This window comes from Brachybacterium sp. GPGPB12 (genome assembly GCF_038396325.1).
Classification (GTDB): Bacteria; Actinomycetota; Actinomycetes; order Actinomycetales; family Dermabacteraceae; genus Brachybacterium; species Brachybacterium conglomeratum.
In genome coordinates, this window is the sequence record NZ_CP149573.1 from 900,563 (window position 1) to 926,084 (window position 25,522).

The following is a 25,522-nucleotide window of genomic DNA, read 5'->3' on the forward strand; positions in this document are numbered from 1 at the left end:
CCCACTTCTTGCGCGACCATCCCGCCGCTCACAGTGTGAGGTAGGCAGAGTCGGCGCTGAACTGCTCGGCAAGCAGGCGGCTCGGGTCCGGGGCGAGCCACGCCCGCAGAACTGGTGGTGGCACGGTGACAACGTCGGCCCCGGCGGCGAGTGCGTCCGAGACGTCCGCTGGTTCGCGGATGCTACCGATCACGGTCCTGGCCGACAAACCACTGCGGTCACGGTGGGCAGTGACCTGCTCGAGAGCCCGGGCTGGGTTGATGCCGGCGTCACGCATTCGGCACCACAGCAGGCTGACGTGGCTCACACCAAGGCCCACAGCCGCCATCGCCTGCCCTGGAGTAGTGCACGCAGTGACGTTGACCTTGATGCCGTTCTGCGCGCAGCGACTGATGAGCGACGTCCGGAGCTCACCAGAGCCAGTTAGCAGTGGGATCTTCACCCGCACCCTGTCGTCCCGCGCGCCCAGCGTCTTTGCCTGATCGAACGCCTCCGCCGGGTCTTCCGACAGCACCTGCAGATGCGACTCATTGGGATCGAGTGCCAGTAACTGGCCCGCGAGGTTGCGCAGGCTCGGCGCACCGGCGCCGCGTACTAGCGTGGAATTAGTGGTGGCTCCCACGACGAGGCCAGTGGCAAACCAGCGTGCGCACTCCTCCACGTCAGCGCTGTCGATGAAGACCTTCGTCATGGTTGTACTCCCGTGGGTTCGTAGTCGGGTCGGTCCTTATTGCGCGCGGCGGCTAGCACGCTACACAGCTCACGGGCCACCGCATCCTCCACCAGATCATCAAGCAACATTGGCAGGGACGTGCGCCAGCTCTGCGACCGATCTCCGGTGGGAGAATTCACCCGCTGAGTCCCGAGCATCAGGTCGAGCACCTGGCTTAGCACGAGACCGGCTCCGCTTCGCCCTAGGCCCTCGTGAGTCCGACGGAGCGCGGTGAGCAGGTCGGCATCGACCGGCGTACCCTCACCTAGGGCGACGAGGCGCTGATGGTGCGACAGCCGGGCAAACGCCTCCTCACTCTGCGGGTCGACGTCGATCAACCTTGCTCCAGCATCGTGGTCGGTCCAAACTGCCGCCACCGGCGGATGGTCGTGGTTTGAGACGCAGGCAACTGCGGCTTCGGGCCACTTGTTAGGGGGAAGCTTGACAAACCACAAAATAATTGTGCGAAGAAGGCCGCGGTCCCCAATTTGCTGTCGAAAATCGGTGGGTACGTTTCCGAGGTCCTCCGTAACCACGTAACAGTCATTCGCCACACTTTCCAGCACCAATAGGTCGAGGATCTCCCGGAAAGGGTACTCGACATACGCCCCTTCGGCCGGCGTCCTGTCCCACGGCACCCAGTACAGTCTGGCGAGGTGCATCGCATGGTCTAGGTGTAGGCCGGCGCCGCGAGCCATGTTCGCCCTCCAGACTGCCACCAACGGCGCGAACCGCAGTCGCTCCAAGGCCATCGGCGAGAAGGGCGCGCTGTCCCAGCCGTGGCCATCGGGCGCGAATCCGTCAGGTGGAGCACCGATGCGCACCTGCGGGACTAGTGCCTCCTGCCACAACCAGCCATCGAAGCCACCTGGGTCGAAGCCGACCGGGAGGTCGTTAATGACGTCGATTTCGCCAGCAATCCTCGCCATCTGCTGTTCACACATCCACTGCTGACCAGACATGGAAACTGACATCGTGGGCGTGTCGCTCTGCAAAGGCTTCGACCTGCGTCGAACCTGGGTCTTGGAGTTCCGTTGGCCACTGTCGCCAATCGCCCCCGAGCTTATCGGCAAGGACGCACCAGGTGGCGAAGAGTCGCACAGGGAGCGCACTAGCGGCAAGAAAGTCCTGCAGCAAGAGATCCGGACTGCCGTCAAGGCTTGACCAAAGCGCCCTCAGCGTGGAGTACTTGGCGGCATGCACCGCGTCGCGGTCGATCGGCGCTTCAGCGGAGTCACTGAGTCCTGCCGGCCGGGACACTGCAACAGGCGTGCCGTCCGGCGCGCGGACGTCCTGCATGGACAGATAGAGCGGGTCCAGGAAAAGGCGTGTGGCCGGGTAATACGGGCTCGGCTCGCGGGGTGTGGTCGGTGCGGCGGCGAGCATCGGGCCGAGCGACAGCGTTGTCGCCCCCTCGCGCGCCGCCCACCGCGCGAGATCGCGTACCGTGCCCAGGTCGCCTATTCCCCAGTCCTGGCTGGAGCGCAGGGCGTAGGGTTGCACGCTAAGTCCCCAACCGCGGCTTGGGGCGGGTGCGGCGACCGCAGGGTCGCCGACTACGGTCATAGGTGCCGTGGATCCGGTCGGATAAAATCTGTGGTAACCGACTGGCACGGAGGTCGGCACGTCCGGGGAGACCGCCACCATCTGACCGTTGGCCAAAACGAGTTCGCCGTTGTCAGAGAAGGCGACCAGTTCGTCGCCGCGAACCGTGAGCATCGGTGCGGCAACGTCTTGACGGGCCTCTTCAGGATCGCCGCCTAGGTAGCGCACAAGATCGGCGGCGACGACGGGATCGAGCTGGCGCACCCGGCGCAGACCGTCGACGTGCTCGACTAATACACCCCACGAGGTCGCCACCTCGATCGGGTTCGGACAGCTCGTCACTGCAGCGCTCCTGCCTGGTCCACCCACGAGTACACGTCGGTCGCGTCGCAGATCGAGTCGAAAACACCGCGCTCAGCGAGCCGGGATATCCGGTCGGCCTCGTCAGGGAAACGACTGATCAAGCAGATGATCTCCTGGCGCAAGTATGCGCGAGCGGCCACAGGATTTCTGGCCAAACGCTTTTTCTCCCGCCAGGTGTGATGGAAGGCGGCGTCCGTAGGCACCGGATCCCACTCGCGGGCCGCAGGGTCCCAGACGGTGTCGACGACGCGGCGTACCGGGACACCGAGCGAAGCCGCCTCAAACACTGAGACGCGCGCTCCGCGAAGGCCGGCCGGGGGTCATACCCTTCGATAGGCGCATGGTTCCCCGCGGCGAACGCCAGAGAGCTGTGCACGAACGCGTCTCTGTGTGCCTCGGAGCCGAAGTAGGCCAGCGCCGTGTTGGCGGCTGACGTCCCGAAGTCCCACCCGTCCTCAACGATTCCGTTTGGGTCGGGCGACCGGTCCCGAGCGGGGTAGACAACGTTGCCAACGGCTTCGCGGTGGGCTACCACGAAGGCCTCGCCACCGAGGTTCTCGATGGGGCGGTGCAGGTAGAGATCAGTATCGAGCCAGGTCAGTGCGGTACTAGACGCGACCAGCGCAAACACTTTGCCAAGGGTGTAGTACGTGGAGGGGTCGTAAAGTTGATGGTCGACGCTGGCCAGTACATCGACGTCGATGGCGCGGTACAGGTCGTCGAGACCCCAGTGCGTAAGCCACCGGTACCCGTCCTGGTCGGTGTAAAGGTCGACCGGGCCGTGGTGACGTTCCCATGCCCGCGCTGAGTGCAACATGGTGACCACCTCAAAGGGCGGTAGGAGACGGTGTACGTCGACCTCAGCCCCGGACCGGATGCGACCTGCGGCGGCGGGTGCGGTCCAGTTGACGTGGGCGGCAGGAAGTCTCCCGTCGTCCAACATGATCATTGCTTCGTCCCTTCGTGCCGCGACTTACACTTCGAGTGCCCCGAAAGGGCGTCGAGAAGCCGGTCGATGTCATCGTCCGTGGTGTAGAAGTGCGGCGCGGCCCGGATGAGTTCTGCACCCGAGGCGTCGTGCCGAACGGATACGACGACCCCGGCCCGCTGAAGCTCTCGCGCGACCTCGCCACCATGCGTGCCCGGTATGTGAAAGCTGACTATAGCGCCCCAGTCGCGGAGCTCCGGGGTACCCAGTACCGGTATATCGAGCGCGCGCAGTCCGTCCACTAGCCGTAGCCTAGCGGCCCGCAACCGTTCTGTCACATAGTGCTGACCGACCTGAGCGAGTAGTCCCAGGGAGGCCGCCAGCCCGACCAGCCCCATCTCGTTCAGGCTACCCGATTCGTAGCGGCGGGCGGTACTGGCGAGGGTCTCTTGGACGCGAAGAGTGCGATGATCTTCCACGGACCGCCATCCTGGGACTGCCGGACGCAGTATGGGGAACAGCTCGCGGCGCACCGATAGCACTCCCATCCCTTTTGGCGCCAGGAGCCACTTGTGGCCATCCGCCACAGTGAAGTCGATGTGGCGACCACACAGCGGTTGCGCCCCGAGAGTCTGGATCGCGTCGACGCACAGCAAGATGCCAATGCCGCGTAGCCACCTGCCGATGCCGCACAGGTCGTCGACGGGCCGGCCAGATAGATAGTGGGTGCTACTGAGCGCAACAAGCCGAGTCCGTTCGTCGACGTGTGGCCGCAGGTGCATGCGGCTAAGAGGGACAGGGCCGACTTCGACTTCCCGAACTTGCACGCCGAGGCGGCGAAGTGACCGCCACGCGTAGGTGTTGGACGGGAAGTCGCCAGCCTCAACCACGACATTGTCGCCCTGTCGCCACTCCAGCCCTGCCGCAACCATTGACAGTCCGGCCGAAGTGGACGGCACAAGGGCGACCTCGTCAGCCGACACCGCCAGCATGGCCGCGGTCTGGCCTCGCACCTGCAATTCGGCGTCCCCCAACAGGTACTCGAACTGACCGCGCGAACCGGCGCGCTGGGCGAGGCCGGTAATCGCATCGACCGTCACAGCAGGCAACGGTGCCACTGCCGCGTGTGCAAGATACGCCAGCTCGCGGGTGACGGGGAACGCTCTATGGCGCAGAGCGTCATCGGCAAGGACCGATTCGACCGTCAACATCCGTGCTCGGCCTCACGGAACCAGCGAACTGTAGTGGCAAGCCCCGTATCGAGGTCGGTTCTTGGCTCCCACCCGAGGAGGTCTCGTGCCTTGCAGATGTCTAGCCACTTGCGCCGGGGTGTCGCCCGCCGAGCACCGGAGAACACCGGCACCCGCGGCAGGCCGTCCCAGACTACGCTCGCCCGGGTGGCCACCTCCGCGATCGGGACACACCGCCCCGAGCCGAAATTGAACACCCCACTGTCACCGTGCTCGAGGTGTTCGGTGACGGCGAGGTATCCGCTCACCATGTCGTCGATGTAGAGGAAGTCCAGAGCACTCGTTCCATCGTCCCGGTTTCCAAAATCAAAGGGCCCTGCGCTGGCAAGCAGAGCGAGCGCCCTCGGGACTAGGCGCGAGCGGTGCGTATCACCAGGGCCGTAGGTGTTCATGAAGCGACACACGGTCGCACGGAGACCATAGGTCGCGGCGTACCCCTGCACCGCGAGGTCGGCGGCGGCCTTGGATGAGGCGTACAGATTGGCGCGGGTAGCGGGCTGGCGGACTCGGGAAGTGGCTCCGACGAGGTGGTATCGCCGTAGTACGCACCGCTGGAGGCAAGGACGAACCGGGCGTCCGGGCGCTCCTGACGCCACGCTTCGAGCATCACGTATGTACCGCGCGCGTTCACGTCCAAGACCTCAGCCGGGTGCGCCACGCTATAAGGCACTAAGGCCTCGGCAGCGAGGTGGAACACGGCGTCGACGCGCCGCGTCCGCAGCAGCGTGCGCACCAGCGCGTCGTCGCGGACGTCCCCAACGACGTAGTCGACTTCCGGACGAGCACGAGTGCCGGGACGACGGTCGAGGACCGTAACGTCGGCGCCCTTGCTGATGAGCTCGTCGACCAAGCGACGACCACCGAACCCCGCCCCGCCCGTCACCAAACAACGTAGTCCGGACCATGCGCCGCTCATCCGCGACCCACCCGGTAGTGGTCGCGGTATACGGCAACTGTTCGACGCAAACCCTCTTCGATGCCGACGACGGGGACGACCCCCAGATTCCGGGACAGCTTCCTGCCGTCGATGCGCGCGTCGAGATTGCGAGCGTGCCGGGCGGCGGCGAGGACGGCGCGACCACCACGCCGTTGTCACGGATGCGTTGGGCGCGGGTTCTGTCGAAGCCGGACTCCCACTCCGCCGCACACTGGACCAATAGGTCGAGAATCTCCGCCGGGGCCGCATTAAACTCGCCCGCCAGATTGAACACCTCGCCAGCGGCCGCTGACGACGCCCCTGCCGCTAGCACCATCTCGATGACGTCTCCGATGTATAGAAAATCGCGACTATGTTGCACCGAGTCCGCGTACAGTCGCGGCGGGATCGGCTCGTCGTGCGCGTAAAGAGCGCTCAGGGCCCTTGGTATCAGGCGCGAGCCACCGTAGTCATGCGGCCCGTAGACATTGCACGGCCGCAGGACGGTGACAGGAAGCCCGCGCGTGGCGTGGAAGGCGCGGGCGAGAATATCGCCTGCGGCCTTACCAGCTTCGTAGACTCCACGCCCTCCCAGGGGTGCGCCTTCGTCCGTTGGCTCATCCCCCGACTCGCCGTAGACCTTGTCGGTTGAGATCGTCACAATCGAATCGGGCACAGGGACATCGTCTTCCAGCAAGGTGCTGAGCGGCGTCACCACCCCCATCGCGTTGGTTCGGATCGCCTCGTGCGGTTGCATTGCGGACCGCTCGATCACTGAGTACGCGACCAAATGCACGATCACATCGTGGCGCGTGCGAACCATCTCAGCGCGCGACTCGTTGGCATCGAGGACGTCAAGCTCGACCATCCGCAGTTTTGGGTGATCCAGCAGACCTTGGCAACTGAGCGCGGAGGCCCGGCTCGGTGTGCAATCTAGGTCGGCTACAGTGACGCTCGCACCAGCCGACAACAGCGTTGCTGCGAGGTTCGCGCCGATGAAGCCGTTGCCACCGGTCAGCAACACACTCTTGCCGGCGTAGGAACGTGCAGCAACCGACGACGCTATCGGCCCGGGGCGATGGTGAACGGTGTTTGTCGTCATCGTGCCCTAACTGTCCAGCTCATAGGCCACGTCGAGTACGGTCGCTGCAGGAAAACCCCCTGGGATGGTCGCGCCTTGTCGGGAGGCCTCACAACGGGAGAGGGATCAACTGGAGAAGTGCACTTGACTTGGATGCCGGGTGAACTTTCATGTAGCGAGTGCACGACGCTCGGACAAGTCTTGGCCTCGTTGGTCGAGGGGGCTTCTGGCATGACTGTGTGCTTGTTGTAGAGCAACCGCTCGATCTTCTCGAACACCTTATGCCACGGCTGGTCGGTCTTGGCCGCTACCACTTAATTCTTCCTCTCTGTTGCCCATTCGGTCCCCCGCTCCAGGACTCGGATGGGCGAGACCGTCCGAGCCGCTTCGACTTCCCGTACCCGGCGGCCGAGAGAGCGAAGACAACAATGACTGTGACCACGAGCGCCCCAACGTAGACTGGAACGACACCCCACTGATCGATCGCGTACCCGGACACTAGCTTCGACACGGCGAGTACCGACATGGTAAGTGAAAACAACACTCCGGCGACCCTGCCGCGCGCCCCTCGGGTGCCTGAAAGATCAACACGATCGTAGCCACGGAGCCGAGGAGGTTGGATGCGAGACCCTCGACGACTTTGACCGCTACGACAAGCGGGAGCCACACTACCAGGGCGGGGAGCATGATCGTCAGGGCCAGTGCGACCACTAGTCCGCCGACGATCAGTAGCCCGCGAGTCCGGACGTCGGGGTTGCGCCAGGCGAGGACGGCGGCACCGAGTACCTCTCCGACCAAAGCGATGGCCGCGAACGCTCCCGACCAGGTCGCGATATCGAGACCGAGGCGTTGCTCAACGACCGGCAGGGTGCCGATGTCCCTCAGCCCCCACAGAACCGAGCCGAGACAGTAGAGGGCGAGAACAATGGCGTTTGAGCGAAGCCACGGCAGGGCGTCACGCACGGCATGTCCGTGTTTCCCGGTGGGCGCCGGCGCGACGTCCGCACGCAGGCCCCAGAACAGCGCCGAGGCGAGAAGGAGGGTGGCACTGTTGACGAGGAAGACTGTCGGACCCAGTTGGGCCGCCAAGACCGGACCGACGGCGAGCCCTAGCCCGGCGCCGATCCGGTCGGCGCCATTCAACAGTCCAGCTCCCCGTTCGAGCTCTGCCGAGGGGACCACCGCCGGAACCAAACGGCCCTGTGCGGTGTACATGAGGCCCCCGAGGACCTGCCGGACCGTCAGAAGCAGAACGTAGGCGAGCGGCTGGTACCACTGCAGCGCGGCGGTGACGACGGCGAGAGCGATGGTGGTCAAGAGCACAACACGGCGGGCGTTTCGTCGGTCGACCCAGGCGCCGACCCACGGTGACAGAGCCGTGCCTGCTATCACCGGTACCGACATCAGGATGCCGAGGGTGGTCAGGCCTGAGGCGATGAAGACGATATAACTGAGTGCCATCAGACTCATCCACTCGCCGAAGCTACTGGCGAAAGAGATGGCCAACAGTCGACGGAAGTCAGGCGATGAGTGAGTCAGCACCAGCGGCCTGCCGCCGACGCAGGCGCTGTCTCCCAGCCAGTCACAGGGCCGCCGTTAGGTACGTCCCGCCAAGCAGTCACATCGTTTCCTCTTCGCCGTCCAAGCCCGGAAAGTTATCTCGACGTACCCTACCGGCCCGCGAGGCCGTAGCGGTTGCACCAGACCATCAGCATCTCCATGCCAACTCCAAGTTGGGGGTGCGACCGCACGGCTTGGCTCGGGACTGCCGCACGAACAGGTGACAGTTTGACCTGCCCTACGGTTAGGTTTCCACTCTTGGTCGCTAGCTTCCGGTGGTGGTGAGTGCCCGCGGGGTGCGGGCGAGGTCGTAGTCGTGGGGTGTCGCGTACTCGAGGGAGGAGTGCCGGCGACGACGGTTGTAGAACACTTCGATGTACTCGAAGATCGCGTTCGCGAGCTCGATGCGCGTCTTCCACTTCTTCCGGTTCAGCGACTCGATCTGCATCGTCGACCAGAACGACTCCATCATCGCATTGTCGAGGCCATCGCCGACGGTCCCGAATGATGGCAAGCAGTCCCGCTGAACGGATCTTCTGGGTGAAGACCCAGGAGGTGAACTGGACTCCGTGATCCGCGTGCACGATCCCTCCGGGCTCTGGCTGACGTGCACGGATTGCCATGTCCAAGGCGTTCACGACCAGGGTGGAGTCTTGTTTGGAGTCGATGGCCCAGCCGATGATCTTGCGGCTACAAGCATCCAGCACGGCGGCGCAGTAGATCTTGCCCTCCCGGGTGGGATGCTCGGTGATGTCCGTGACCCACAGCTCGTTCAGCGCGAGACGGTGGAACTTGCGGTTGACCAGGTCGTCAGCTGTGGCGACCCCCTTGAGTCGCTTGATTCTGGCTGGGCCTGGAAGGCCACCGATTCCGGCGCGAGTCATGAGGACGGAGATGAGCCGGCTGGAACACGGAATGTTCATTCCGATGGTGAGCTCGGCGTGGATGCGGCGGTAGCCGTAGGTGCCGCGAGAGGCGACGTGGATCTCCCGGATCAGGCCGGTCAGCCAGCGGCGGCGCGACTCAGTGGCACTGGTCGGGCGCTTTCGGTACCGGTAGTAGCCCTGACGGGAAACGCCCAGTAGGCGGCAAAGAGATGCTTGTGGGTGCCCCAGCGTCGACGAGTCGGTCGATCACCGGGTGCGCCCTTTTGGGGCGACTCCTCCCTCCTCGTCGAGCCACGTCGCGGCCCGGCGGAGGATCGCGATCTCCTGCTCGAGCCGCCGGACACGGCCGCGCGCCGCGCGGAGCTCGGCAGATTCCTGACTGCTTCGTCCCGGCCGGCGGCCGTGGTCGATATCGTCCTGTCGCAGCCAGTTGTGGAGGGTGACCTCGTGGATGCCCAGGTCCAGCGCGGTCTGCTTGACCTGGCGGCCCTCGCGGACCAGAGCGATGGCACGGGCACGGAACTCGGGAGGGTACGGGCGGGGCATGCGAAGAGCCTTCCATGAAGACCATCGACTAGCGACGTCAACTGGAAACCGAGCCATAGGTCAGGTCAGTTGGGGTGTCAGGCCGCGAGGCTCACGGCCGGGTTCATGATTGTCTCGTATTCGATGGGGGTCAATCGACCCAGACGGGCCTGTCGGCGGCGGCGGTGATAGGTCCGCTCGATCCAGGTGATGATCGCGATCCGGAGCTCGTCTCGGGTCCGCCAGCGCTTGCGGTCCAGAACGTTCTTCTGGAGCAGCGAGAAGAAGGACTCCATCGCCGCGTTGTCCCCGGCGGCACCGACTTGCCCCATGGAGCCGATGAGGTGTTGACGGTTCAGAGCGTGCACGAACTTCCGCGACCGAAACTGGGTGGATTCAATCGGTGGATGCAACACCCTCTTGCTCGAGTGACTGTAGCTGCTCGGCGAACACCTCAGCTGGAGACTTCCAGCCGAGGACCTTCCGGGGACGATTGTTGACTGCCAGCGCGACCGCTTCGAGGTCCTGCACAGTCCAGCGTGAGAGATCGGTACCCTTCGGGAAGTACTGACGTAGCGACCCGTTCGTGTTCTCGTTCGTGGGCCTCTGCCACGGCGAGTGGGGATCGGCGAAGAACACCTTCGTGCCCGTCTCCACAGTGAACTGCGCATGCCCAGACAGCTCCTTGCCGCGGTCCCAGGTCAGCGTCTTGCGCAACTGCCGCGGCAGGGTCGTCATCGAGGCAGTCAAAGCAGCGTTCATCGCCACAGCGCCGTAGCCGGCCAGGGCGGGACCGTTCTTGACCCGCGGTGTCTGCCCGTAGCCGTCCAGCCGAGGCAGGTGCACCAGCAACGTGGCTCGGCTCTTGCGCTCAATGACGGTACCGATCGCGGACCGGTTCGTGCCGATGATCAGGTCACCTTCCCAGTGTCCTGGCACGGCGCGGTCAGCGGCTTCGGCGGGGCGTTCACTGAGGACCACATCCTCGGTCACGTGCCCTTGAGGCTTGTTCTTCGACCGGGCTCGGGGCGCCCGCAGAGATCGGCCGGTGCGCAGGCAGGCGACCAGTTCTCGCTTGAGCGCGCCCCGGCCCTCGATGAACAGGGACTGGTAGATCGCCTCGTGACTGATACGCATGGACTCATCCTCGGGGTAGTCGATCTCAAGCCGGTGTGAGATCTGCTCCGGACTCCACGCCGTGACCCACCGCCGGTCGGCCCGGCGTGGCTTCGACCTGCCCTTCCACGCCGGTACGTCCGGCCCGGCCACGATCGACCCATCTGGATGGCACACATCGCCGCTGAGCCGGTCCTGGACGTAGTTCCGTAGTTTCGGGTTCGCGACCAGCTTCGCGGTCTTCGGCCTCCGCGCCATCAGCTCCGCCTTCCACTGCGCGACCGAGGCCCGGTACTCCAGCTTCCCGCCGCGGGTAGCGGCGTTTCGACGCAGCTCGCGCGAGATCGTGGCCGGGTCGCGGTTGATCCTGCGCGCGATCTCGCGCACGCCCACCTGCTGAGCGTGCAGGACAGCGATCTCCTCCCGCTCAGGAAACGACAGATAACGTCCGCCAGGCTCGGTGAGTTCGATCGTCCTCATGCCGCCACCTTGTCGGAACCAGCGTGCCCCGACGGTCGCAGACACGCCCACCTTCCCGGTCGCGTCCTCCGAGGAGCGTCCCGTCGCTATCTCTTTCCAGAACCTGCGTTCGATGCTCGCGGCGCGTCTTCGGGGCGCCTGGCGAGATCATCGCCGACCGGCCCGTGAGTTCCTTCAGCCATCCAGCTGGTCGTCCCATCAACACCCTCCTCGACCTGAGGTGTTGCGTCCACCAGTTGAATCCACCCTGCGACCCTCGGTCCGAATGCACGATGCGACCAGCGACGTCACCGCGGCGGGATGAATCGCCCGGGGTTTGTTAGAGGCTCGCAAGTGCCGCGTCGGCGGGTGCCGGTGCGGGGTGGTTGTGATGGTAGGTGTCCTCGAGCTCGACGGGCGGGATCATTCCGATCTCGCCGTGAAGTCGCCGGTGATTGAACCAGTCGATGTATTCCGCGGTCGCGATCTCGAGGTCGTCGATGTTCTTCCAGGGCCCGCGGTTGCGGACCAGTTCAGCCTTGAACAGCGAGTTGAAGGCCTCGGCCAGGGCATTGTCATACGAGTCGCCGGTGGAGCCGACCGAGGCGGCCGCGCCGGCCTCAGCAAGACGCTCGGTGTAGCGGATGGCGACGTACTGAACGCCCTTATCGCTGTGGTGCGTGAGCCCGGAGACGGCCTGGCCTGCGTGATCGCGGGTCCAGATGCCCATCTCGAGCGCGTCCAACGCGAGGTCCGTCCGCAGCGACTTCGACAGCCGCCAGCCGACCACGCGGCGGGAGAACACATCGATGACGAACGCGGCATACACCCAGCCGGCGAAGGTGCGGCAGTAGGTGATGTCCGCGACCCACAACTGGTTCGGAGCGGTCGCGGTGAAGTCACGTTCGACCAGGTCAGGACGATTATCCGGGCCACGACCGGAGATCGTGGTGCGCGGGCCCTTGGCCCGGCTGACCCCTCGCAACCCCGCGCCGCGCATGAGCCGCTCGACCGTGCAACGCGCGATGACGACGCCCTCGCGGCGCGGCTGGGCGTGGACCTTCTTCGCCCCGTAGACGCCGAAGTTCGCCGCATGGACGCGGTGGATCTCGACCAGCAGTTCCTCGTCGCGTAGTGCTCGCTTCGAGGGTGGGCGGGTCTTGAACGCGTAGTACGTGCTCGGCGCGATCTGCGTGCCCGCGCGGTCAGCGTTCGACAGATCGGCTCGACGCCGAACTCATGCCTGTACTGGTCGATGTACTCCACGATCAACGCTGTGGGCGGTCGAGCTCCGCGATGCTCCTATGTCAAGTTTGATCGCTCAGGCGGCCATAAGCGTCATCGAAGACGCGGGATCCCCGATCGCCGGCGGTGCCAATGGGGCATCGCTCCCAGGCGCCTGCACGGCAGGGGCCACGTCCGCTCTCTGCGCAAAGATAGACGCGGTCCGAGAGTCGACGTCGTAGCGACCCGCGGCGCCTCTTTGCGAGTCTTGCCGGCGGTGATGAGCTTGTCGTAGTAGGCGGCACCTTCTGCGCCCATCCGGACCTGGGTGAGGGCGGCGGGGCCTGACCCTTGTTCGTGGACACGCTGATTCCAGCATCTGCTGGGGAAGCGAGATCATGAACCATGGCCAGGAAGAACTACTCCGAAGAGTTTCGCCAGCAGGCGGTTGACCTGTACGAGTCGACACCGGGAGCGACGCTCCGCGGTATCGCGGAGGACCTCGGGATCGTCCGAGGCACGCTGCGACAGTGGCTCGAGACCCACGGGAGTGGGAAGAAGACCGCGGCTGACGGCACGCTGACCGACAGTCCGTTGCGGTCCGCGCCGACGCCCAGCACGGCCGATCCCAATGAGCCGCTCGAGCAACGCGTCGCTCGCCTGGAAGCAGAGAACGCCCAGTTGAGAGCGGAGACGACGAAGCTCACCACGGAGCGGGAGATCCTCCAGAAAGCCGCTAAGTATTTCGCTGGGGAGACGCGCTGGTGAGTCGCTTCCAGTTCGTCGCCGACCACCACGCCACCTACCCGGTGAAGCGACTGTGCGAGCTCGTCGAGATCGAGCGTTCCTCCTACTACGCCTGGCAGGCAGGCGCCCCGGCACGGGCCGAGAGAGCCGCCCACGATGCGGAGTCGCTGGAGCGGATCCGCATCATCCACGCCAAGGACGACGCTCAGGGTGTCCCACGGATCACGGCCGAGCTCAACGACGGTGCCGCACTCGAGGACCGCGTGAACCACAAGCGGGTCGCCCGCGTGATGCGGACCGCTGGCCTCGCCGGGTTCGTCAAGAAGCGCCGGCACCGCACGACGGTGCCGGAGCCTGCCGACCAGGTCGTTCCTGACCTGCTGGGCCGGGACTTCACCGCCGAGGCGCCGAACCGGCGCTACGTCGGTGACATCACCTACCTGCCGCTGTCCGAGACCGGCGGGGGTGGGAACCTGTATCTCGCCACGGTGATCGACTGCTACAGCCGCCGCCTGGTGGGCTGGGCGATCGCGGACCACATGCGAACCGACCTCGTCGCTGATGCACTCAAGGCCGCCGCCGCGACCCGTGGATCTCTGGCAGGAGCGATCTTCCACAGCGACCACGGTTCGGTCTACACCTCGAAGGCCTACGCCGATCTCTGCGCCCGGCTCGGCGTGACCCAGTCGATGGGAGCCGTCGGCTCCAGCGCCGACAACGCGATGGCGGAGTCCTTCAACGCGACGGCGAAACGCGAGGTCCTCCGCGACGCCGCGTGCTTCACCGACGAGCTCACCGCCCGCCGCACGATGTTCCGCTGGCTGACCCGCTACAACACCAAGCGCCGCCACTCCTGGTGCCGCTACCAGTCCCCGAACACCTACGAACGCACCTACACCGATAAACTCGCGCTCGCGGCGTAAACAACCCCCGTGTCCACGAACCGGGGGTAGGCCCCAGCCATGTGCAGGGCGGTGTTGATCGTGCGGTTCCCTCCACGCGAGAGCCGAACCCGGACCTTGTTGCCTGACCAGACCGGGATCGGCGCGGTGCCGTTGAATCTCGCGTAGGCATCGCGGGAGCGAAACCTGGCGATTCCCGCTGTCTCGCCGATGATCATCGCTGCGCCCAAGGCCCCCATGCCCGGGACGGCGACCAGTGAGGGATGGCTGGCGCGCACCAATCGGCTTAGACGGCTCTCCAGCGTGTTGATCCTGACGGTCAGCTCGCGAATGTCGACCAGGAGGTCTCGAGCGATCTCGGCGACCGCCCCTTCGACTGGCTCCAGGTACTCGATCAGCTCGTCCAGGAGGTGGTATCGGCGCGGCGCACGGGAGGGAATATCCAGTTCAGGATCGATTTCGTGGAGGAACCAGCGGGCCTTGGACTGCATCGCTGTGCGCCGTGCGACCAGGGTCCTGCGATGGTCTGACAGGAGCTTGATGTCCCGGGACGCGCCCGGCGACTCAGCGGTCGGCAAGCCCTCTTCGCGAAGTGCTACCCGGGCCACGGCTTCCGCATCAATGGGATCTGATTTCCCGCGTTCTCGGTCGCTGCGCCTCATGCCAGCCATCAACCTGGTGTGCACGCGCACGACTCGGTGGCCGGCCTCGAGCAGGTCCGCCTCGAGTCGACGTGTCAGGTGTCGGCAGTCCTCGACTGCGACGGTGACGTCTTCGAAGTCTTCCAGCCAGGTCATGATTTTCCGGTGCCCGGTGGCACGTGCTTCGACCGTAAGTTCCTTGATCCTGCGACCCACTTCGTCCACCGCGACGAGCGTGTGCCAGTCCTTGTGAGCGTCGATCCCGATGACAGTCATGACAGTCCCTTTCCCAGGCCGGATACTGCTCGAGCAGCGGTGCCGAACGCGGGAGGGCACGCCTCAGTTGGGCATTCGAACCAGCAGGCTCCTATCAGGCCACGCCCACCTCCAGCACCGCGGGCCCCGGCGGGACGGCACATCGAGGACAAGCCGCGAAGGCAGCGAAAAAACGAGCCAGCCCCGCCGGGACACCCTCAGTCTGGTACTGACGCGAAAAAAGCCGAGGCTGACCTCAGGATCGAGTTCGCCCTGCGCGACTCACGCACTTCCTTCTCCAGCTCGACCAGGCGCTGGGACTCGCTGGTCGTGGTCCCGGGACGGTGCCCCTCGTCAACCTCGGCCTGCACAACCCAGTTCCTCAGAGTCTCAGGATTGATCCCGAGCCGCTCGCCCACACGGCGAAACGTTCCCGACCTCGTCGATGGATCGCGCCGTGACTGAACTGCCATCCTCGTGGCTCTCTCCCGAAGCTCGTCGGGGTACTTCCTCGGTGCCGCCATGCTCCTCATCCTCCCGTGGATTCAGAGCCTCCACCAGACCCGGGATGCTTCTATGTTGTGTCAAGCCGCGGCGGCGTCCGGGACGGGGTGGGCAACTGCGAGTGATCGGAAGATCTGGCGGCTGATGTAGCGCTTGAGGCGGCGTCGGATCTCTCTGGATGTCTTGCCCTCGCTTTGGCGCCGCTCGATGTAGGTGCGGGTGGCAGGATCGGTGCGCATCCTGGTGAGCACGATGGTGTTCAGCGCGCGGTTCAGCCGTCGGTCTCCACCGCGGTTGAGGCGATGCCTCGTGGTGTTACCCGAGGAGGCCGGGATCGGGCAGACTCCTGCGATCATGGCGAATGCGGCCTCGTTGCGTATTCGGCCGGGGTGCGACCAGACCGTCAAGATCACGGCTGCGGTGACTGCGCCGACTCCTGGCAGGTCCAGCGGCTCGGGAGCTGTGGTCTCCACGAGGTGAGTGATCCGTTCACGGTTCTCGGCGAGGTCCCTCTCGAGCGTCGTGATCTGCTTCGCGAGGCGTGTCGCTTCGGCGCGGGCGGTTGCTGTCCCCAGCGTCTCTTCTCGGCGACGCCAGCTCGCGATCGTCGCGATCTGCGGTCCGGTCAAGGCCCGGCGTGCATCGATTCCAAGGTCGTGGGTTCTCACGAGTGCGGTGAGGGCGTTGATGCACCGCAATCTGTCGGCGTTCTGTTGGTCGCGGGCACCGGTGAGGACTTGGAGCGCCGACTGCAGGTCACCGGTGCGACGATCTCGCAACGTCGTCAACGGCATGACGAGACTCGATCGGGCGGCGAGTAGCGCGTCGAGGGCGTCGGTCTTGCTTCGGGCTCGTGCACGACGCGGGGTCGGTGCCTCGACGACTCGGTAGCCGACCTGCTGCGCGACGTCGCTGAGAACTGCCCCGTAAGAGCCGGTTCCTTCCACGGCGATCAGCACACCGTCGAGGTCTCCCTCGGTGCGGCGCACGATCCATTCTCGTGCGCGTCGCAGCCCTGCAGGGCTGGTCGGGAAGACATTCTGATCGATGAGGCCGCCGTTCGGAGCCTCGATGATCGCGTAGGAGTGGGTTGCGGCGTGGGTGTCGACTCCGACGACGTATCGGTAGAAGTCCCCTACGGTGGCAGGCAGACTGTTCATGACGATGTTCCTCTCGAATCGCTGGGACGGGACGTCGTTGCCGGCGTCGGCCCAGGATGAGAGTCACTACGAGGCGGGCCTGTAATGAGCCACGCCGCCGAGATCGAGCTCCCGGCGGTGGACATGCTTCTGATCAAGCCATCGTGGTGGGCCAGGGCTGGCGCCGGCACCCGGCCCCCGCCGGACAGATCCCGGGAATGACACCCCGCAGGGGTCAGCCGATTCAGGAGTCACGACGGGCGCCGGGCTACCAGCACCAACCCTGCCAGCCAGCCCCGGGCCGGCCACCACGAACACTTACAGGCGATTCAGTCCTACCTCGTTTCTTCTGATGCGGCGCCGTCGGCGCTCAAGGCCTCCGGCGGCACCGCATCAGTGGGCGGCCACGCCGCCTCGCAGGACCGAGATCTCACTCGCGGACCGACCATGACGGACCGCCGACCGTCTGGATGCGCCTGCTGAGGTCGCGGAGAGCGCGAGGCGTCTCGTGGTCGAACCGCTGGTTGCTGGCGACGACGTGGATCCTCTTCGACCTGCCGGTCCGTGCGAAGTGGTCGAGCAGGGTCAGCACATCCCTCCCGTCTTCCGAGTGGCTGAGTCCGGCGAGCTCGTCCATCACCACGACCGCCGGCACCTCCAGGAACGGTACGGAGGACGCGGGCGCGTCGAGCTCCTCGAGACGGCCGCGCGATCGTCGCGACATCGGTGAGGACAGGGGCTTCGGATCCTTCCAGGTCGATGCCTCCCTTGACGGGGTCGCAGAGGATGACGGTGCTCTTCGGGGTCAACTGCCGGACGATGTCCCGAAGAACGCGGCTCTTCCCGGACCCGGTGGCACCTTCGATGAGGAGATGGGGCTCCTCGTCCTTCTCGGGAGCCCAGGCCATTCGTCCGACGCCGGACGCCGCAGGTCCGAGGTCGACCGCCGGCATCAGCCGGCCGGCGGGGGCGGCGAGATCTCGGGATGCGTCGAGGTAGGAACGGCCGGTGGCGTCCATGTGCTGTCGGGTCGCCTTCTTGCGGGCGCTGTTGCGGACCATCACGTGCTTCTTCCTGGCATCGTCTCGCGCCCGACGCCGAGAGACGTGGGTTCGACATGTCCGGTGATCCGGTGGACCTTGCCCCTCGAGCGGCGGAGGCGCGCGAGAGCCCTTCGCCTGGGTCGAGCGTCCTGGTGCGCTCACCACGTCCAGTGGGCGGGGGATTCTCCGGCGTGCGCTCAAGCCGCCGATCGCCCTGCAGCAGCGATGCTCCCAGGGGCGAGATCGAGTGCGGCCTCCAGCCTGGGCGCCAGGGCGAGGCGCGGGTCGTACTCCCCGTCCTCGATCGCGATCACCGTCTCCACCGGCACCTCGAGCCGCTCGGCGAGGTCGGTGCGGCTGAGCTCGAGGTTCACCCTGTGCACCCGTACCGCGGCTCCGATGCGCGCCGTAGACCCTGCCGCCGAAGGCGCGTGCTCTCGGAGGGGACGCATGCTCACGCCGCATCATCCAGCGGCCGGACGACGTCACCGTCCACGCGGCAGATCCAGACTCCCGGAGCGGCCCGCATGGGCCAGCCGTGGCACTCCGGGACCACCTGGTCCGGAGAGCGCGGCTCGATCGCCTGGTGGCGATGCTCCCACGGCGACAGGGTCGATCCGCTCTCGTAAAGGGCCAGCAGCGAGGAGTACGCGTCGAAGTCTCCGCGCAGGACGAGCAGATCGAGCGGCTCCTCGGTGGACTCCGGCGCCCCGTCGGGCACGTCCTTCGCGACGCCGACCACGTCGCCGTCCTCGGCTCGCCATCGGTAGTCGGCGAGGTCATCTGTCCAGATGCGACGCATCGGGGTGCCGCAGACAGAGCAGGTCGAGATCGTGACGAGGAGGGGAGGTGAAAGTGGGGCCGTCGAGCGGGTCATGGGCGATTCCTCTCTGCTGATGCCTGGGACGACTGGGGCGGTCACCGGGCGGCGCGAAGTGCTTCTCCCAGGTCGGGAGCGCCGAACGGGGTGAACAGCGCGCGGATCGAGAGCCGGTACTCCTGCCGCGTGACGCGGAGAGGGAACGCGGCGTCCTCTGCCACGTCGAGCCGTCGGATCAGCTCCGGAAGCACGTATCCGGTGGGGTCACCACCGGCCGTGCTGATGGCGGCGAGGTGAGCGCACTTCAGGGTCTCTGCGTCCAGGCCGTCGAAGGAGTCCGCGATCGTCTGGGCTGCGACGTCGACGCCGGCACTCATCGACGTCTCCGTGAGCGTCTCGGCGATTCGCTCGAGCGATTCGCTGGCCGGGCCGGGATTAGCCTCCTGTGCCTGCGTGGCCTCGGTTGGATTGTCTGCCGGTCGCGTCATGGTGGTCCTCTCGCTGCGGTGCCGAGTCAGTGGGCGAAGTGGTCTCCTCACAGGACCGCCCTCTCGACGCCCGAATCGGCCTACTGCCCAGCGCACATCCCGAAGGAGCCCCCGATGCGTGCCGCGAACCCGAACCTCATCGTCTGGATCGACACCGAGACGACCGGGCTGGACCCCGATCGCGATCTGCTCGCTCGAGGTCGCCGTGGTCGTCACCGACAACGCGCCGCACGAGCTCGGAGCGACCTCAGTCGTCATCGCCCCGGAACAGGGAGTCGAAGACGCCCTCGCGCGCATGGATCCGTTCGTCACGGCGATGCACTCGTCCAACGGGCTCATCTCCGAGCTCGACTCCCCTGCGGCGCTCACCCTCGATGCCGCGGACCGCTGGATCGCCGCCCACATCGACCAGGTCGCCGCCGGTACTGCCGGGCCGTTCCTCCTCGGCGGCAACTCGATCACCCACGATCGAGGCTTCCTCGACCGACATGCCCCTCAGACGTTCTCCCGCCTGCACTACCGCAGCATCGACGTCTCGAGCATCGAGCAGGACATGGTCCGCGATGGGTACGCCGACGAGATCGCGGCAGAGCGGCGCCGCAATGCGCCGGCGGGGAACCATCGCGCGCTCGGCGACATCCGTGACTCCGTCAGCCAGCTCGCCTCTCTGCGCGAGATCCGCCGATCGGTGATGGCTCATGCCTGACGGCGTGGTCGACCAGGTGGCCCTCGAGCGGTTCGGGATCCGCCTGTCGATCCCTCGCAAGGGTCGGTCCGGCCGCGAGGAGGCTCAGGCAGTTCTCCGGGCGGATGGCCAGTACGAGACGATCCTCGAGCGGCCTTCGGAGAAGACGAGCCGTCGCACCTTCTACGGCCTGTCCTTCATCCCGTCGTCACCCGACCTGGAGAATCTCGCCAAGCGATGGGTCGAGGACCTCAACGGCCCGATCGAGTCCTATCTGTCCTGCAGCGAGGAGACGGTGGCGATCCGGTGCCTGAGGGCGCCCAATAGCCACGGAGTCTCGGTCGTGACGATGAGGCTGTTCTGGCAGGGTCTGTCTCGCTGGAGGCGCCTCGCGAGGCATCTCGACGCGTCCCTGGCCGCAGGCTCGCCCCTCGTGTCCGAGACGCCGTACGCCACCGAATGGTCCCCGCTCAACGGCGTGGTGCGGCCCGACATGGTCACCACCAGATCCACCGCCTTCGCTGCGCTGTGGCACTGTCCACGCTGTCGGACGGAGTGGTACATCGATCCCGGCAACCGCCGCCGCTGCGAGGGGTGCAAGGCCCGAGTGTCCGCCCCAGAGGTGCAGACCTACCTCGCGCGCAGCAGGCTGCTCGGCGCGGCCGGTGCGGACGTGGAGCTCGGCAGGGTCATCGCCACGGGACTCGGCTCCGCCACCGATATCGTGATCACGCACGAGGAGCGCCTGGTGTGCATCGAGTACGACGGCTCTCGAGCCCACTCCCGCCCGGGCATCGCCGAGCGAGAGATGAGGAAAGACGCCCAGGTCCACGCTCTCGGCGGCGTCACGATCCGCCTGCGCGAGGGGATGGCCGAGCCAGAGAACCCCGGCTCCAGGACCAAGCGCCTCGGCCCCTCGGCATTTTCGCACACGATCGATATCCCCACCCGCACTCGGAGCGATCTGGTCTACCGGATGTGGCCGCATCTGGCCGAGCGTCTCCAGCGGATCGGAGTGCCGTGCCCGACGTTGTCCGAGACCGACGCGAAGGCGATCCACATCGCCAACATCGCGGAGACAGGGCGGATCGTGGCGCGAAGCGTCGACTGGAGGACGTCGGCGAACCCCGATCTGTCTCTCGTCGCGTAGGACGTCCCGCGACGGGGCATCACCGCCCACTGACCTCCCATCACTCGAGACCGGAGGTTCCCCGTGAGCGCCCTGCGCATCTACATCGCCGGCCCCATGAGCGGGCTCCCCGACTTCAACTACCCTTCCTTCGACCGTGCCGAGCAGGACCTGGCCGCAGCGGGATACGAGCCGCTCTCCCCGGCTGTGCTCGCTCACCTCTCCCCCACCGATTCCGGTGTGCTGGCTGACGGCCTCTCCTACGAGGACGTGCTCGCCGCCGGCCTGCAGATCTTGCTGAACGCGGATGCCGTCGCGCTCCTGGGCGGCTGGGAGAGCTCGCACGGAGCACGCCTCGAGGTCGCCCTCGCCAGGCGCCGCGACCTCCTCACCGCCCCGGTGGCCCACTGGCTCTCCCTCGAGCCGGTGAGCCCTGCGCCCGAGGCCGACCGGGCGGGTGCCCCGCTGGATTCGTCCCGGGTCGCCGAGATCGAGAGGAACGCTCCGACGGTGATGGTCGATCCGCTTGGCACACCGGCGGACCTCCGCGCGAGCCTCATGCGCCTGGGCGACAAGGTCCGCGCCGACGCCCGCCGAGGTGGGAAGAACCGATGAGCACCGAGGAAGCCATGCGTGCCGTACGCACATCATGGTCGGCCGATGGTCAGCTAGGCGACCTGGTCACCGCGACGGACTTGTTCGCCGGGGCCGGCGGTTCGTCGACCGGGCTCGAGCAAGCCGGGTGCAGGGTGATAGCTGCAGCGAACCACTGGCCCACCGCGGTGCGGACCCACCAGGAGAACCACCCCGACGCGGTCCATCACACCGCGAACTTGTCCGAGACGGACTTCCGCCTCTTCCCTTATACGACCATCCTGTGGGCGTCCCCGTCGTGCGTGTGGCATGCCCGTGCCGGCGGCAGGAAGCGGCCCCCGGCGGGGAGTGAGCGGCTCATGACCGATGCCGGGGCGATCGACCGCGCGACGGCGTTCGCTGTGATCGCCGCGGCGGAGGTGCACCGCTACCCCGTCATCGTGGTGGAGAACGTCGCGGAGTTCACCCGGTGGAGCCTGTTCCCGTGGTGGCTGGACGGGCTCCGGGCTCTCGGCTACGGCGTGCAGGACACGCTCATCAACGCCGCGGACCTCGGCGAGGCGCAGTCCCGCACCCGGTGGTTCGGCATCTTCACCCAGGGCGCGCCCGTGGACCTGACCCTCCCGGTCGTGGAGCGCCGGCACGCCGACCAGATCCTCGACCCCGACCCGGGGAAGCCGGTCATGCGGCCGCTGTACGTGACGCCGCAGATCGAGCAGATCACCGAGCGAGACGTCCCGCACCTGGTGACCTATCGGCGGAACGCTCGCCCGCACCGCGCCGACCGGCATCCGCTCGCGACCGTCACGGCGGGCGGCAACCACCACGGCATCGCCACCCTCACCAGCGAGGGGCCGCGGTTCCGGATGCTCACCCCGCGCGAGCGAGCCCGCGCGCAAGGATTCCCCGACGAGTACCGGTTCCATGGCTCCCAGCGTGACGTCGTGAAGCAGATCGGGAACGCCGTCCCGGTCCGCGTCGCCCGCTTCCTCGGGGAGCGGGTCGCGGCGTCGCTCGCGGGGGCGGCGTGATGGACCTGTCGACCATCCCTCTGCCCGAGCGGCGCTGCGAGGTCACGGTCATGTCGCACACCCAGACGTACCCGACGGTGCCCGGATGTACGTCCGGGATCGTCGAGCACGTCGACGGCGGTCGCACGACGGTGCAGTGCGCCGTGTGCCTGCGCACCGCCACTGGGCAGCGGGTCTCCGATCCGATCGTCCATGCGGGCTGGAACCACGCCGGAGACGACTACGACGTGCTGATGGGGCCGCGGAACCCCGCGACCCCGTACAAGCGCCGCCCGGACTGCCAGACCGCACGCAAGCACCCCGAGAGCTGAGCACACCATGGACTTCACCGCGATCAACCACACCGACCTTGCCGCCCAGGCCGCTCGAGCGCGTGCGACCGCACGTCGGATCGAGAAGGGCAACTTCACCTCCCAGAGCGACCGGGTGCTCGCTCAACGAATCGGCTCCCACCTGCAGCGAGCCAGCGAGGAGATCGAGGAGGCCCGGACGCGGCTCCCCGAGGCCGGACTCGACTTCCACGGCGACCCCGCCTGACCTCGACCCCTCAACGCGTGGCGCTGTTCGCCCCGCCCACTGGTGCAGACGGGTAGGTCGAGCAAGGAGGTACGTCGTGGGGTTCCGCATCCAGAAGCGCGTGAAGGTCGGGAAGAAGTCGCACGTCAACGTGTCGAACTCCGGCGTCAGCACGTCGGTGAAGATCGGCCGAGTCACGCTGAACTCCCGCGGCCGCAACTCGATTCGCCTGTTCAAGGGCCTGAGCCTCAAGTTCTGAGGAGGACGCCATGCTTTCCTTCCGCGAAGCCTCCATCGGTCAGCCGATCCTCGGTCTGATCGTCGGGATCGTGCTGATCTTCGCTCTGCCCGACGGCCTCGCCGGCGTCCCCACCTCAGCCGTCGGATGGATCGTCGGGGCCTGGTCGTTGGTCTGGCCGCTCGGCGAGATCATCGCCAACGGGACTGCCCGAGCCCAGATGAACGGGAACCTCATGTTCCGCGAGGCCAACATGCGAGACCCCAGCATCCTCGGCGCGCTCGGCACCGGTCTGCTCCTCCTCGCCCCGGCCGAGGTCGCACAGATCCCCCTGCACACCATCGGCTGGATCATCCTCGGCGGCGCCGTCCTCTGGCTCGTGCTCGAGGCCATCGCCAACGGGGTCACGCGATCCCGTCGACGGGCCCGACAGCCTCAGGACCCCGAGACGTCTCCGCGGATCCTGTGAGGCCGCAGGCGTGAGTTGCGATCCTGCTCGCGCCCCCGCCCACTGCTCGGAGCATGAACACCCGCGCGCCTGACACCGTCCTCGTCCCCCTGTCCTCGAACGCGCCCCCGTACCGCATCGACGACGTCTCCACCGGCGACCACTACGTCCGCATCCGCAAGGTCGGGCCGGACGTTCTCGCTCTCGTTCCCCCCGGCGACGACGCCGCCGGATTCCGCGACACGCTAGTTGCCGAGCCGCGGGCGTACTCCCTGCGCGACATCGCCACGCGCGCTACGACCGCCTGCTGTACGCGTCGCTCTTCGTCGCCGTCCCGATGGTCGGGATGGCGTTGCTGGTGTGCCTGTCGCTGGACGTCTTCACGGTGCTTCGGGGGTCCGTCCTGGAGAAGACCGCCCAGCCGATCGTCATGGCCGCACTGGTGGCCTACGGCGCGCTGGTGCTCGCTGCCGAAGGTCGGCCTGGCCCACACGCTCACGTCGGCGCGCTACCCGGCTGATCCCGAGTACGCGGCGCGGGAGATGTCGGAGTCAGGGATCCGCTACCTCACCGAGGACGACCTTCGCGACGGAAGCGCGGCGATGGACGCTCTGCGCCATGACGTGCTCGGAGATCCGAGATCGGTGCGCGCCGAGGAATGGGCAGTGCTGTGGGTCCTCGCCGCCCGGGACGAGCTCTACGGCTCCGCCCTCGTCACCACCCGCAAGCTCGCCCAGATCCGCCTCGAGGAGATCATCGCCCGCCGATCTCGGGAGTTCTCCGCGGAGATGCAGGTGTCCCTCGAGGACCTCGAGAACACGCCGTCGCGCCCCCGCCCACTTCACCGGGTGAGGACCACGAGAGGGAGGCGGCGAAGATGAGCCAGGACAGGAAGATCCGCAAGCGCGACACCGGCGAGAAGGGGAACAAGGGCCAGTTCGGCACCGTCTCGCGGGCGGACGCCGACGTGGCCGTCCCTCAGGCTCGGTTCGTCGAGACCGACGGATCGCCCCAGTCGGCCGAGCAGTGGTGGCAGAAGGCCTCCCAGCTCACCGACAGCACGGGCACCGTCCCCACGATGGGGCGCGACGACGGCCGTCCTCAGCGCCGCACCTACAGCGGGGCCGACTACTCGATCACCATGCCCTCGCACGCTTCCGTGCGACGCTTCGCCGCGCAGGTCGCCGAGCGCACCGGTGACGAGTCGAGGCCCTTCGAGATGCCCATCGAGTACACCGGCCCGGACGGGTCCCCCACCATGAGCGCAGTCCGCGTCTCCAAGAAGGGGCGCTCCTTCGAGGTCACCATGCCCTCCGGCTTCGACCCGGAGCGCAAGGTGCAGGTGTCCGAGTCCGTGCGCGCGACCCTCGAGTCCCGGCGCCCCACCCTGACCCGCGAGCACACTGCCCAGCTGATCGCCACCTACCGCCACCGCGCCTCCGGCACCGGCGTGGAGACCCGGAAGGTCGCTTCCACCTGGATCAAGGAGATGGGCTACAACGCGGACGCCCAGCAGGCGACTTTCGTGATGAGCCCGAGCAAGAACAACCCCACCGGCGCCTACGTCTACGACATGGACCCCGAGACCTGGGGACGCATGTCTGAGTCGAGCTCCACGGGTAAGGCGTACAACACCTACGTCCGCAAGGCCGGCAACGCGAGCGTGGACGTGGCAGTCCAGTGCGAGGACTGCGGCCGCTACTACGGAACGTCGACGACCCACAGCCGCCGCACCAAGGTGTCCTGAACGTCCCGCGAGGTGCCCATACCGCCCAC

General features: G+C 66.7%; 27 protein-coding genes, 3 pseudogenes and 1 other annotated feature. Of the genes and pseudogenes, 11 read left to right on the plus strand and 19 right to left on the minus strand.

All coding sequences use genetic code 11. The features are described 5' to 3' along the window. Positions 1 to 28 precede the first annotated feature (28 nt). From WKH84_RS05000 to WKH84_RS05060, 13 genes and pseudogenes are all read right to left on the minus strand, one after another. The gene (locus WKH84_RS05000; protein WP_341855842.1) at positions 29 to 691 is read right to left on the minus strand and encodes a transaldolase family protein; all 663 of its coding nucleotides are present in this window, start codon (positions 689 to 691) and stop codon (positions 29 to 31) included. Continuing rightward, on the minus strand, positions 688 to 1,707 hold the full coding sequence (locus WKH84_RS05005) for a 4-alpha-glucanotransferase (protein WP_341855843.1): 1,020 nt from the start codon (positions 1,705 to 1,707) through the stop codon (positions 688 to 690). The genes WKH84_RS05000 and WKH84_RS05005 overlap by 4 nt, the downstream gene beginning before the upstream one ends. Further along, positions 1,649 to 2,599, minus strand: coding sequence for a 4-alpha-glucanotransferase (locus tag WKH84_RS05010; RefSeq protein WP_341855844.1), 951 nt, complete (start codon positions 2,597 to 2,599; stop codon positions 1,649 to 1,651). The genes WKH84_RS05005 and WKH84_RS05010 overlap by 59 nt, the downstream gene beginning before the upstream one ends. Continuing rightward, on the minus strand, positions 2,596 to 2,721 hold the full coding sequence (locus tag WKH84_RS05015) for a hypothetical protein (RefSeq protein WP_341855845.1): 126 nt from the start codon (positions 2,719 to 2,721) through the stop codon (positions 2,596 to 2,598). Before WKH84_RS05015 ends, WKH84_RS05010 begins: the two co-directional genes overlap by 4 nt. Further along, positions 2,718 to 3,569, minus strand: coding sequence for a hypothetical protein (locus tag WKH84_RS05020; protein WP_341855846.1), 852 nt, complete (start codon positions 3,567 to 3,569; stop codon positions 2,718 to 2,720). The genes WKH84_RS05015 and WKH84_RS05020 overlap by 4 nt, the downstream gene beginning before the upstream one ends. Continuing rightward, positions 3,566 to 4,759, minus strand: coding sequence for an aminotransferase class V-fold PLP-dependent enzyme (locus WKH84_RS05025; RefSeq protein ID WP_341855847.1), 1,194 nt, complete (start codon positions 4,757 to 4,759; stop codon positions 3,566 to 3,568). The genes WKH84_RS05020 and WKH84_RS05025 overlap by 4 nt, the downstream gene beginning before the upstream one ends. Then, the gene (locus tag WKH84_RS05030; protein WP_341855848.1) at positions 4,753 to 5,241 is read right to left on the minus strand and encodes an NAD-dependent epimerase/dehydratase family protein; all 489 of its coding nucleotides are present in this window, start codon (positions 5,239 to 5,241) and stop codon (positions 4,753 to 4,755) included. Before WKH84_RS05030 ends, WKH84_RS05025 begins: the two co-directional genes overlap by 7 nt. Beyond that, positions 5,187 to 5,984 (minus strand): NAD(P)-dependent oxidoreductase, encoded by a 798-nt coding sequence (locus tag WKH84_RS05035; protein ID WP_341855849.1) that lies wholly within the window; start codon positions 5,982 to 5,984, stop codon positions 5,187 to 5,189. Before WKH84_RS05035 ends, WKH84_RS05030 begins: the two co-directional genes overlap by 55 nt. 1,309 nt (positions 5,985 to 7,293) lie before the next feature. Next, positions 7,294 to 8,337, minus strand: a complete 1,044-nt coding sequence (locus WKH84_RS05040) for an MFS transporter (protein WP_341855850.1) — start codon at positions 8,335 to 8,337, stop codon at positions 7,294 to 7,296. A 283-nt stretch (positions 8,338 to 8,620) separates the two neighbouring features. After that, positions 8,621 to 9,788, minus strand: a pseudogene (locus WKH84_RS05045) (IS3 family transposase). Between the two features lie 77 nt (positions 9,789 to 9,865). Continuing rightward, positions 9,866 to 10,159, minus strand: a pseudogene (locus WKH84_RS05050) (integrase core domain-containing protein); the annotation flags it as partial. A gap of 4 nt (positions 10,160 to 10,163) precedes the next feature. Next, positions 10,164 to 11,514, minus strand: a pseudogene (locus WKH84_RS05055) (IS30 family transposase). Positions 11,515 to 11,682: 168 nt separating this feature from the next. After that, the gene (locus WKH84_RS05060) at positions 11,683 to 12,561 is read right to left on the minus strand and encodes an IS3 family transposase (RefSeq protein ID WP_341856778.1); all 879 of its coding nucleotides are present in this window, start codon (positions 12,559 to 12,561) and stop codon (positions 11,683 to 11,685) included. Beyond that, positions 12,523 to 12,643 (minus strand) — a sequence feature (AL1L pseudoknot). Its footprint overlaps the gene before it by 39 nt. Positions 12,644 to 12,971: 328 nt before the next feature. Between WKH84_RS05060 and WKH84_RS05065 the strand changes: the two genes are divergently transcribed. Next, a protein-coding gene (locus tag WKH84_RS05065; RefSeq protein ID WP_341855851.1) for an IS3 family transposase occupies positions 12,972 to 14,236 on the plus strand; the annotation gives its coding sequence in 2 pieces (ribosomal slippage) (positions 12,972 to 13,320 and positions 13,320 to 14,236; 1,266 coding nt in all). On the opposite strand, the gene WKH84_RS05070 is transcribed toward WKH84_RS05065, so the two are convergent. The 6 genes from WKH84_RS05070 to WKH84_RS05095 form a co-directional block, all read right to left on the minus strand. Continuing rightward, a complete protein-coding gene (locus tag WKH84_RS05070) occupies positions 14,206 to 15,132 on the minus strand; it encodes an IS110 family transposase (protein WP_341855852.1) in 927 nt (308 codons plus the stop codon). The genes WKH84_RS05065 and WKH84_RS05070 overlap by 31 nt on opposite strands. Positions 15,133 to 15,695: 563 nt before the next feature. Further along, positions 15,696 to 16,775 carry an IS110 family transposase gene (locus WKH84_RS05075; protein WP_341855853.1) on the minus strand — a complete coding sequence of 360 codons (1,080 nt, stop codon included), beginning with the start codon at positions 16,773 to 16,775 and terminating at the stop codon, positions 15,696 to 15,698. A gap of 409 nt (positions 16,776 to 17,184) precedes the next feature. Beyond that, positions 17,185 to 17,478, minus strand: a complete 294-nt coding sequence (locus WKH84_RS05080; RefSeq protein WP_341855854.1) for a hypothetical protein — start codon at positions 17,476 to 17,478, stop codon at positions 17,185 to 17,187. A gap of 516 nt (positions 17,479 to 17,994) precedes the next feature. Next, the gene (locus WKH84_RS05085; protein ID WP_341855855.1) at positions 17,995 to 18,180 is read right to left on the minus strand and encodes a helix-turn-helix domain-containing protein; all 186 of its coding nucleotides are present in this window, start codon (positions 18,178 to 18,180) and stop codon (positions 17,995 to 17,997) included. A gap of 71 nt (positions 18,181 to 18,251) precedes the next feature. Beyond that, positions 18,252 to 18,674 carry a hypothetical protein gene (locus WKH84_RS05090; RefSeq protein WP_341855856.1) on the minus strand — a complete coding sequence of 141 codons (423 nt, stop codon included), beginning with the start codon at positions 18,672 to 18,674 and terminating at the stop codon, positions 18,252 to 18,254. Between the two features lie 41 nt (positions 18,675 to 18,715). Then, positions 18,716 to 19,105, minus strand: a complete 390-nt coding sequence (locus WKH84_RS05095; protein ID WP_341855857.1) for a hypothetical protein — start codon at positions 19,103 to 19,105, stop codon at positions 18,716 to 18,718. A gap of 118 nt (positions 19,106 to 19,223) precedes the next feature. On the opposite strand from WKH84_RS05095, the gene WKH84_RS05100 reads away from it, so the two are divergent. From WKH84_RS05100 to WKH84_RS05145, 10 genes are all read left to right on the plus strand, one after another. Continuing rightward, positions 19,224 to 19,811, plus strand: coding sequence for an oligoribonuclease (locus WKH84_RS05100; protein ID WP_341855858.1), 588 nt, complete (start codon positions 19,224 to 19,226; stop codon positions 19,809 to 19,811). A 4-nt stretch (positions 19,812 to 19,815) separates the two neighbouring features. Then, on the plus strand, positions 19,816 to 20,940 hold the full coding sequence (locus tag WKH84_RS05105; RefSeq protein ID WP_341855859.1) for a zinc-ribbon domain-containing protein: 1,125 nt from the start codon (positions 19,816 to 19,818) through the stop codon (positions 20,938 to 20,940). A 63-nt stretch (positions 20,941 to 21,003) separates the two neighbouring features. Then, the gene (locus tag WKH84_RS05110) at positions 21,004 to 21,534 is read left to right on the plus strand and encodes a DUF4406 domain-containing protein (protein WP_341855860.1); all 531 of its coding nucleotides are present in this window, start codon (positions 21,004 to 21,006) and stop codon (positions 21,532 to 21,534) included. Positions 21,535 to 21,548: 14 nt separating this feature from the next. Further along, on the plus strand, positions 21,549 to 22,544 hold the full coding sequence (locus WKH84_RS05115) for a DNA cytosine methyltransferase (protein WP_341856779.1): 996 nt from the start codon (positions 21,549 to 21,551) through the stop codon (positions 22,542 to 22,544). A 50-nt stretch (positions 22,545 to 22,594) separates the two neighbouring features. Beyond that, a complete protein-coding gene (locus tag WKH84_RS05120; protein ID WP_341855861.1) occupies positions 22,595 to 22,855 on the plus strand; it encodes a hypothetical protein in 261 nt (86 codons plus the stop codon). Between the two features lie 7 nt (positions 22,856 to 22,862). After that, positions 22,863 to 23,081 carry a hypothetical protein gene (locus tag WKH84_RS05125; protein ID WP_341855862.1) on the plus strand — a complete coding sequence of 73 codons (219 nt, stop codon included), beginning with the start codon at positions 22,863 to 22,865 and terminating at the stop codon, positions 23,079 to 23,081. Between the two features lie 76 nt (positions 23,082 to 23,157). After that, positions 23,158 to 23,319: a DUF4236 domain-containing protein gene (locus WKH84_RS05130; protein WP_341855863.1), complete on the plus strand. Its 162-nt coding sequence runs from the start codon at positions 23,158 to 23,160 to the stop codon at positions 23,317 to 23,319. 10 nt (positions 23,320 to 23,329) lie between these two features. Next, entirely contained in the window at positions 23,330 to 23,767 is a 438-nt protein-coding gene (locus WKH84_RS05135; RefSeq protein WP_341855864.1) for a hypothetical protein, read from the plus strand. Between the two features lie 53 nt (positions 23,768 to 23,820). Next, on the plus strand, positions 23,821 to 24,627 hold the full coding sequence (locus tag WKH84_RS05140; protein WP_341855865.1) for a hypothetical protein: 807 nt from the start codon (positions 23,821 to 23,823) through the stop codon (positions 24,625 to 24,627). Next, complete coding sequence (locus WKH84_RS05145) at positions 24,624 to 25,493, plus strand: hypothetical protein (protein ID WP_341855866.1); 870 nt, start codon at positions 24,624 to 24,626, stop codon at positions 25,491 to 25,493. Before WKH84_RS05140 ends, WKH84_RS05145 begins: the two co-directional genes overlap by 4 nt. The last annotated feature ends 29 nt before the right edge of the window (positions 25,494 to 25,522 follow it).